Here is an 8358-nt window from a genome sequence, read left to right as displayed (position 1 = left end):
CCCCCCCCTCTTCATTTTCATAAGGCTTTGTCATTTTTTTATGTTACGGATTGGCTTGCTCCGGCAATTGCAAATCCTTTGAAGAGTGTCTCATGTCACTGACTGATATTGTGTTTATCGTTATTCCGATTGTTGTCGCGATGCTTATTGCCCTGTCGGTCAGTACAGGAAAATTGCGCAGAGAATATTATTGGGCGGTTATTCCTCTGGCCGCAATTGCGATGATTACGCTGCTGCTGACAGCTTGAAGTGTTCCTGCCGCTTCAAACACATCAGCGGGATATTTTCGGATAAGTGATGCTCTCAACATTCTCCGTCATCATTCTGTGGACATTATATTTCTCGGTTCGCAAACCGCCAGAACCGGAAATGTGCAATGCGGAAGACGGAGATCATGCTTTGTCTGAAAAGCAGATAGAAGCATGGACGTTGCAGACCGCACAATGCTCCTGCTTTATCTCTCTGAAAGGCACAGAGCAAAGCGAGTTTTCAATGGTGGTTGTCAAAGCAACACCGGACCAGAAACAACCGCGTTTATCGGCTATGCTGTCGGTTGCTCAGGAATTTCCGGAAAATACCGGCCGCTATCCGGTTTTTATCAATGACTGCGAAATCAAAGCCGAAGCCATGCCCCTCGCCGGTACATTAACGGTTGAGCTGAACGGGGAACCGGACTGGATCAAACTGATCTCAACAGCAAAAAAGCTGCAAATCGGCCCTTATTATTTTGCATCTGCACAGCCGGAAGCGGCCATGCATGAGCTGACTGCGTGCTACACAGCACTCAGCGGAAAAATAGCGCACTGATTTCACAGAACGCCAAAACAATCGGCAGAGCAGTGAATAAAGAAGTTCAAAACTAAATATGGAGGAATTAGAGTGGTGCCCGGAGACGGATTTGAACCGCCGACACGCGGATTTTCAATCCTATTTGAATCATTGTTTTTAAACAATAATTTTATAAATATGTTACGTTATGTTGCACCTCTAAGCAATGCATTTTGAGCTAATGCCAGTTCGTCAGTTGCGTTATCAGATGGGAATAGGTGTCCATATACGTCAGCCGTAACATTGATTGTTGCATGCCCCATTCGTGATTGAACCACTTTTAACGGCATACCAAGGCCGCCATCCTCTTTGCGATTGATCAGCCATGAAGCAAAGAAATGACGCGTGCTATGCAGACCAGAATATTTTGCTTCCAATATCGGCCGCCCATCCTCATCGAGTTTACCGGTGTTAAGAACAACACCAGCCTTAATTTGCGTTGGCGCCCAGCCGCGTCGACGAATGTTCGCTAAACTTTCGACCGTTCCAGCCCCCGTTGGGAAGCATAGATTTAATGCTCCGTGCGGGCATTCTTTTTTCCATTCTTTCATTGCATCAATTACAATTGGTGGCACAGGAATGGTTCGTTCGCCTGCCTCAGATTTGGGAGCACCTATTTCATTAAACCGGTCTGCACGTTGTCTTACATGCACCTCACCCTTCTTCAGATTAACATCACTCCACCGTAAGCCGCGCAACTCAGACGCTCGCAACCCAGCGAAGATTGCCATCAAAAACAAAGGTCGCCACCTGCCTTCAAGTGCCATGACGATTGACCGGATCTCCTCTGTGGTTGGAATGTCCACCCCGACCTTCAGCTTGCCTTTCTTTCGTTTTTCAATACGGCGATCCGTACCGAAACTACGAGTTTTTGATTTTTCACGCACAACATTGCGAGCAACTAAACCCCGATCCTGTGCGTCTGACAACAATGAGCCGAGGCTCACCAATATCTTTCGAACCATTGCCGGAGAACGACCCTCATCACGCAATCTATCTTCGAATGCGCGTACAGCAGCGATATTTAATTTCGAAAGTTTGGTAGCGCCGATAAATGGAGAAATATGCAGATTTACATGCTGCGCATACTGATTAGCCGTAGAGCGCTCAAGCCCGCGCGCATCAACCGCAGACAACCATAATTCGCCAGCCTTCTGAACAGTAACACTTTCAGATTCAGCAACGTGCGTACCATGACGAACCTCACCACGAACGGTCAAAAGGAAGTCATCGGCATCCTTTTTCCGAGTGAATTGCTTAAACCTCCGCTTGCCTTCACCGTCGCGGTATTCGGCAAGCCAAGCGTTCTTTCCGGATGGTAATGTTCGTTTTCGTAAAGCCATGGTTGCAAGCTATTTGACACGCAGAATGTATGCAACAGAAGGCGCCTATCAATCCGAACATGGGAGGCTTAAACAGACGTTACTCCCGTAATTCACAACATCTATTAGCTGTTTAGAATCTGTCTTGACTCTTTTTAAGATTGAGAACATTTGTAGAACAGAATTGAATTTTTAAAAACTTACCGACCTTTTGCGCACTCGTTTGCGCCACGGATTTGTTGTGCCATGCGTAAGCCAGAAACAATTGAACGTCTCTACCTCGACTTTGACGGCTTTTTTGCGAGTGTAGAACAGCAATGCGATAAGCGCCTGCGTGGCAGGCCGGTCGGTGTCGTGCCGTTTGTTGGAACAGACCGCACAGCCGTCATTGCCTGCTCCAAAGAAGCGAAAGCCTATGGCGTAAAAAACGTCATGCGGATTAAGGATGCGAAAGCACTCTGTCCTGACCTAATTTTGGTCGGGCAGAAACCAGACCTGTATCGCCGCGCCCATAACGCCCTGCTCTGCGAGATTGAAACGGTTATCCCGATTGATACGGCTAAGAGCATTGATGAGTTAACCTGCATTTTGGATGAGCGCGGGCGGAGAGATCCGGAAGGCTTGGCACTTCAGATCAAGCAGAGGATTGGACAGAATATCGGGCCATACATCACAAGTTCAATCGGCTTCGCAGCCAACCGGCAGCTGGCAAAGATGGCCTGTAAAGCTGGCAAGGACGCCAGCAAGAAGGCTGGTCAGTATGGCAATGGCTTAGCAATCTGGCACCCGCATATGATGCCGGAGCCGCTGTTTAAGGTGAAGTTGGAAGATGTTCCGGGCGTTGGCCACAGCATGAAAATGCGGCTTGCTCATAGTCAAGTGATCACAACTGAGCAGCTCTACAATCTGCAGCCAAAACATATGCGCAAAATCTGGCGAAGTGTGAACGGAGAGCGGCTGTGGATGGCGCTGCACGGCTACGACATTCAGGCCATGCCACAAAAGCGCGGCATGTATGGCCATGCCCGTGTATTGCCGCCAGAGAGCCGGTGCATCAACGGAGCCTATGAGATTGCCCGCTTACTCTTGGTGAAGGCTGGCAGGCGATTGCGGCGCGAGGAATACTATGCCAGCGGCTTGTGGCTCTGGATGGCAATTGATGGCGGCTCATGGTTCCGCACGATCAAAATGCCGACCGTGAATGATGAGCAAGCCATTATGACGGCGCATACAGCGCTTTGGGAATGCGCACGGAGAGAACTGCCGAGACGCACAACCATTTTCCGTGTCGGTGTTACCCTGATGGATTTGAGCGAGGCCAATGCCCGTCAGCTGGATATCTTCAACAATGATGATGCGATGCGGCAGAAATGGGAAAGAGCCAATGGCGCTATGGATGCGCTCAATTCCAAATATTCCAGCACAATTGTTCACATGGGTGAATGGAAGCCCCCAGCGGGGGGGCATGTCGGCGGTAAGATCAGCTATGTGCGCATCCCCTCTGCGGAGGACTTCTACTGATGGGCAACTGGAAAACCAATTACAGGGTCAGTGATTTATCTGACACTCAAAAGCTGGAAATGATCTGCAAAAAGTGCAGCAGGCTTGTTTACATCAAAAAGGCCACGATCTGCACAGCCAAAGGCCGTGAACAGCTATATCTGGATGAGATAGAGAGACGCGCCCGCTGCAAAGCACGAGGCTGCAAAGGTCAGATGCGTATGGCCATGGTTCGGCTGGATGAGATGTCCGGCTTCACTGGAGGGCTGGCATGAGCGACGATATCAAGTCCCGCACATCCAAAGGTATTTATATCCATTATTGCTTACATAAAGGGTGCAAGAACTGGGGAGCCTACGGCTTCAAAGGTCGCTTCGGCACAGAGTGGTTTTGTTTCGAGCATAAGGACGATGGATTGAACATGCCGAAATGAACCAACGGTTCAATCCTGTATCTTAAACAAATTTATGGAAATGCTCATTGATTTGTTTTGTTCATCACTAAGTTCCAAGTCGGGAAGAATATCTTTCCGACAACAGGGATTAGAAGCGAACCAAGAATAAAGCCGAATATACCATCGGAAAATGCAGTCACTAACCAGTTAGCCACAGCAGCAAAGGCTTCTGAAACTTTGCTTGATGCTAATGTCGCCAGATGTTCTATGAATCCATTCGGCTGATGCATCCCCAATTCATGCATTCCGTGAATGAAGATATTCCCACCGACCCAAAGCATCGCTGCGGTGCCGATTACGGTCAGTAGCCACAATAATTTGGGAACAGAACGAACCGTCCAATGACCAAAAGCACGTGTCCAAGACAATCTGCCTCTTTTGGCTAGAAGCACACCAAAGTCATCAAGTTTAACGATTACAGCGACGACTCCATACACAAGCAGTGTCACCATAAGACCAACCAAGCATAATGTTACTAACTCAATCCATAAAGATCGGGATTCAATCATTGAGAGAGCTAACGTCATAATCTCGGCAGATAATATGAAATCCGTCTTCACTGCGCCTGAGACACGACTTTCTTCAAGCGCTGTAGGATCCTGAGCTTTATCAGTCTCACCGCTTTCGTGAGAATTTGAGGAAATTAGCTTATGCCAGATTTTTTCTGCGCCTTCGTAGCAAAGATACGCACCGCCAATCATTAGAAGCCCAGTCACTGCAATCGGAAAATAATAATCCAATGCTAATAAGCCCGGTATGAGGAAGGCCTTATTTCGCAAGCTCCCCATAGCTATTCGGGCGATCATAGGAAGTTCGCGAGCCGCAGTTATTCCGACAACATAATTTGGCGTTACTGCAGCATCATCAATAATAACACCAAGGGTTTTTGTGCCGGCACGCGTTGCATTGGCAGCAATATCATCGACAGAAGCTGCAGCTACCTTCGCGATGGCAGCCACATCATCTAAAAGCGCCAGCAAACCACTCATATCATTATCTCCAATGGAATAAATAAGAGTAGTTCAAGGATAGCAATAAACAAGATTAGAAGTCGTTAATTAGGATGACTGTAGCCGCCAGTATAGCCACGAAACTCACAGAACGCGGAGAATTGGTAGTTCTGCGGGTTCCGTTTGTCCAAATCGCCAAAGGTAGTGTTGAACCATTTCACTTTTGAAAAGTTAGCCTTGTGATTGACTCATAAAGGATCTGGTTATGAAAAAGACGTCAGTAACAGTTGAGAACAAACTCCGAGTATCGCTCCCTTACTGGCAGACTACACCCCGTATATCTGTAAGAACGAGAAAAACAGCTTCAGCACGTAACTTTGATATAATTATTGTTGGTGCGGGAATTAGCGGTGCCTTGGTTGCCGAAGCTCTAAGCGGTAATAAACGCAAAATGGCCATCATGGAAAAAAGAACGCCTGTTCATGGGAGTACCATGGCCAGTACCGCTATGCTGCAGCATGAAATAGATATGCCTCTCTGCAAAATGATCCAGCACATCGGAACACTTCAGGCAGAAACAATATGGCAACGCTCTGTAAATGCCGTCAGCGATTTACATAAACTTATCAAAAAACATGGAATTCACTGTCAGATGCAGCACAAATCTGCACTGTATTTGGCGGGTGATAAATACGGAAAACGTGCCCTACTGACAGAGGCCAAAGCTCGCAATTCTGCCCAGATTAATGCCAAATATCTGGATCAAAAATCTCTAAAAACCGAATTCAATATCAACCGCACTGCAGGAATTGTAAGCTCATACTCTGCGTCTGCAAATCCGGCTCAAATGACAGCGGGTCTACTACGCCTCGTTCAAAAGCAAGGAGCAGAAATCATTGAAGGCATAGAGATAACAGACTTTGTATCTTTAAATGACCAAGTGGTACTGGCAACTTCTGCAGGCGAAATTTATTCAGCAAAGTTCGTAATCTTTTGTACTGGGTACGAATTTTTACAATCGCTAAAAAACAAAAATCATCAAATTATTTCGACCTGGGCTTTAGCAAGCCGGAAAAATATCAGATTACCGCATTGGCTGAATGATTTTTTAGTCTGGGAAGGTTCAGATCCATACTTATATTTCCGCACCGGTTATGACGGCCGCCTAATTGCTGGCGGTGAGGACACGGAAAGCCCGGAAGCATACAAAGATCCTCAATTATTAGCTGAGAAAACAAACACTATTGCGGAAAAAATCAGCACTCTTTTGAATATAAATATTGGGACGCCGGCATTTCGTTGGGCCGCTGCTTTTGGAGATACCAAACTTGGTATACCGATGATCGGTGAAGTGCCTGATCATAAAAACGTATTTGCAGTTATGGGATATGGAGGCAACGGCATAACTTTTAGCAAGATAGCAGCAGATATAATCTCCGCCAAATTAAAGGGACAATCAGATCCCGTCGAGAATTTATTCAAATTTCGTTGAGCCAAAGTTCCTAAATATGGAACATCTCCAATTCTATACCGTTGACCAACATATCAGTGTGAACCTGGTATTCACTCAAATGGTAGAAAGGAGCAATCATGCCCCGTGGCGATAAATCTAAGTATACAGACAAACAGAAGAGAAAAGCACAACACATCGCTGAAAGTTATGAGAAAAAAGGTATCCCTGAAGATGAAGCCGAAAGCCGCGCATGGGCAACCGTAAATAAAGATGATGGAGGCGGTAAAATGCCCGGCGGCTCTGGAAGAGGCAAGAAAACCGATCACCCCGCCTCGAAAGAAGGTGGCAAAAAGGGTGGTGAGGTAGCCGTATCAAGGAGTGTGAGCGAACGATCCGCTTCGGCAAAAAAAGCAGCTCAAACACGTAAAAGGAATAAAGAGACTAAGTAATTTATAAGCGTATGCAAAACGCAAAATTTGCTTGGTTTTATAATTATTAGCCTTTTATGGTTTTTTATCCATCTGGTCATATCTCTTCACAAATCTTGATATGACAATTTCATCCGCTGCAATCAATCTATCTTGATGATTATGAGCGGGATAAGAAAAATGCCTTTTAAAAAAGCTGATATCGTTGGTGCCTATACACCAGAGCAATTACATATGCTGCAACAAGCCTATGATGAGGTTTGCAATATTCTTGGCCGGTGTCCTACATCCGATGAGAACAAGGATGTTTTGGCAAGAGCCGTGATAAATATTTATAAAAGCGGAGAAAAAGACCCGCAGAATATTGCAAAATTAATTTCCGAAATTGAAGAGTATCTATTCTAAAATTTATTCCAAACTATATGAGAACATCGAATAATTCCGATGTTCTCATATTTGCATATATCATTCGTTACGGCTTATTGATTGAGGAGATAGCCAAGTTAGTTAGTTTATTATTAGTGGCTTTTTCCTGATCCAAAATTTCACTAAGTAAGGTATGGGCTTCCTCATGACCTAATTGCTTGGCCCATTCCCGCAAGGACCCATAACGGGAAATCTCATAATGCTCGACAGCCTGACATGCTGCCAACAATCCGGCATTTAAGGCTGTTCCTGAAGCCTCTTTTATCAACCCATCAGTCTCTTTAATAAGACCTTCTATAGCATCGCACTTTTCGCCCTCCGCGGATTTACCGATAGACTTGAAAACCTTTTTCAAAGTCTCGATCTGACCTTTGGTTTCCTCCAAGTGCTTCTCTGCCGCTTCTTTGAGTTTAGCATCCTGTGCAGCCTTAGCTACATTAGGCAAAGCTTTAACTATTGCATTCTCTGCATAGTAAACATCTTTTAGGGTATGCAGAAAAATATCAGCTAGAGTTTTCATCTTGTCTCCTCCTGTTAATTGAGTACAACGATATGAAGAGATTTAAGTTCCGAGCATCAATTTAGCGATTCAGAAAAAAATATTTTTCTTAATAATCATACACATAACTAAAATTTCTCGGAAAAAATTAAAGGCAGATTACTCTGCCTTTAATAATTATTTATCGATAACGTAATCTCTCCGCATCGATTTCATCCACACTATATGGTCGTGCATCCGGATCAAAGCGCTCCCAGCCCTCTTCGGTATATCTGCGACGGCGTTCTTCCAGATTGACCATGTTTGCACGCGTCAGAATTTGCTGCGCGATACCATATTTTTCATCTGCTACATGGGCGCTTACCAAGGTACCACCTCGACGCACACCCTCTGCATACATTTGCGCATCGTCATCGGATACGCCTGCTTCCGCCAGAGCTCCAACCAAACCGCCAGCAGCAGCACCAACTACCGCACCTCCAGCCGCGCCCGCGGCTG

11 protein-coding genes and 1 pseudogene are annotated in these 8358 nt (G+C 45.9%); 8 read left to right on the top strand and 4 right to left on the bottom strand.

The genetic code is table 11. From position 1 onward, the window contains the following. Positions 1–92: 92 nt before the first annotated feature. Together A918_RS21650 and A918_RS0101675 are read left to right on the top strand one after the other, a co-directional pair. A complete protein-coding gene (locus A918_RS21650; RefSeq protein WP_022709377.1) occupies positions 93–248 on the top strand; it encodes a hypothetical protein in 156 nt (51 codons plus the stop codon). Positions 249–297: 49 nt separating this feature from the next. Continuing rightward, the gene (locus A918_RS0101675) at positions 298–807 is read left to right on the top strand and encodes a hypothetical protein (RefSeq protein WP_022709376.1); all 510 of its coding nucleotides are present in this window, start codon (positions 298–300) and stop codon (positions 805–807) included. Positions 808–974: 167 nt separating this feature from the next. Here A918_RS0101675 and A918_RS0101670 read toward each other — a convergent pair whose 3' ends face one another. After that, positions 975–2171 (bottom strand): site-specific integrase, encoded by a 1197-nt coding sequence (locus A918_RS0101670; protein ID WP_022709375.1) that lies wholly within the window; start codon positions 2169–2171, stop codon positions 975–977. A 225-nt stretch (positions 2172–2396) separates the two neighbouring features. Between A918_RS0101670 and A918_RS0101665 the strand changes: the two genes are divergently transcribed. Genes A918_RS0101665 through A918_RS21950 form a run of 3 tightly spaced genes read left to right on the top strand, consistent with a single transcriptional unit; the run spans position 2397 to position 4083 of the window. Continuing rightward, positions 2397–3671: a type VI secretion protein ImpB gene (locus tag A918_RS0101665; RefSeq protein WP_022709374.1), complete on the top strand. Its 1275-nt coding sequence runs from the start codon at positions 2397–2399 to the stop codon at positions 3669–3671. Then, positions 3671–3925: a hypothetical protein gene (locus A918_RS0101660; protein WP_022709373.1), complete on the top strand. Its 255-nt coding sequence runs from the start codon at positions 3671–3673 to the stop codon at positions 3923–3925. The genes A918_RS0101665 and A918_RS0101660 overlap by 1 nt, the downstream gene beginning before the upstream one ends. Further along, positions 3922–4083 (top strand): hypothetical protein, encoded by a 162-nt coding sequence (locus A918_RS21950; RefSeq protein WP_022709372.1) that lies wholly within the window; start codon positions 3922–3924, stop codon positions 4081–4083. The genes A918_RS0101660 and A918_RS21950 overlap by 4 nt, the downstream gene beginning before the upstream one ends. 44 nt (positions 4084–4127) lie before the next feature. On the opposite strand, the gene A918_RS0101650 is transcribed toward A918_RS21950, so the two are convergent. Further along, positions 4128–5093, bottom strand: coding sequence for a DUF808 domain-containing protein (locus A918_RS0101650; RefSeq protein ID WP_022709371.1), 966 nt, complete (start codon positions 5091–5093; stop codon positions 4128–4130). 226 nt (positions 5094–5319) lie between these two features. Between A918_RS0101650 and A918_RS0101645 the strand changes: the two genes are divergently transcribed. The 3 genes from A918_RS0101645 to A918_RS0101635 all read left to right on the top strand — a co-directional run bounded on the left by A918_RS0101645 (position 5320) and on the right by A918_RS0101635 (position 7340). After that, positions 5320–6546: an FAD-binding oxidoreductase gene (locus A918_RS0101645; protein WP_022709370.1), complete on the top strand. Its 1227-nt coding sequence runs from the start codon at positions 5320–5322 to the stop codon at positions 6544–6546. A 98-nt stretch (positions 6547–6644) separates the two neighbouring features. Further along, on the top strand, positions 6645–6956 hold the full coding sequence (locus A918_RS0101640) for a hypothetical protein (protein WP_022709369.1): 312 nt from the start codon (positions 6645–6647) through the stop codon (positions 6954–6956). A gap of 159 nt (positions 6957–7115) precedes the next feature. Continuing rightward, positions 7116–7340 carry a hypothetical protein gene (locus A918_RS0101635; RefSeq protein ID WP_022709368.1) on the top strand — a complete coding sequence of 75 codons (225 nt, stop codon included), beginning with the start codon at positions 7116–7118 and terminating at the stop codon, positions 7338–7340. 67 nt (positions 7341–7407) lie between these two features. Here A918_RS0101635 and A918_RS0101630 read toward each other — a convergent pair whose 3' ends face one another. Then, positions 7408–7881 (bottom strand): ferritin-like domain-containing protein, encoded by a 474-nt coding sequence (locus A918_RS0101630; RefSeq protein ID WP_022709367.1) that lies wholly within the window; start codon positions 7879–7881, stop codon positions 7408–7410. Between the two features lie 160 nt (positions 7882–8041). Further along, a pseudogene (locus A918_RS0101625) lies at positions 8042–8358 on the bottom strand (hypothetical protein); the annotation flags it as partial.

It is taken from the genome of Pseudochrobactrum sp. AO18b (assembly GCF_000409565.1).
Classification (GTDB): Bacteria; Pseudomonadota; Alphaproteobacteria; order Rhizobiales; family Rhizobiaceae; genus Pseudochrobactrum; species Pseudochrobactrum saccharolyticum.
This window is presented reverse-complemented; position numbering and strand designations above follow the sequence as displayed.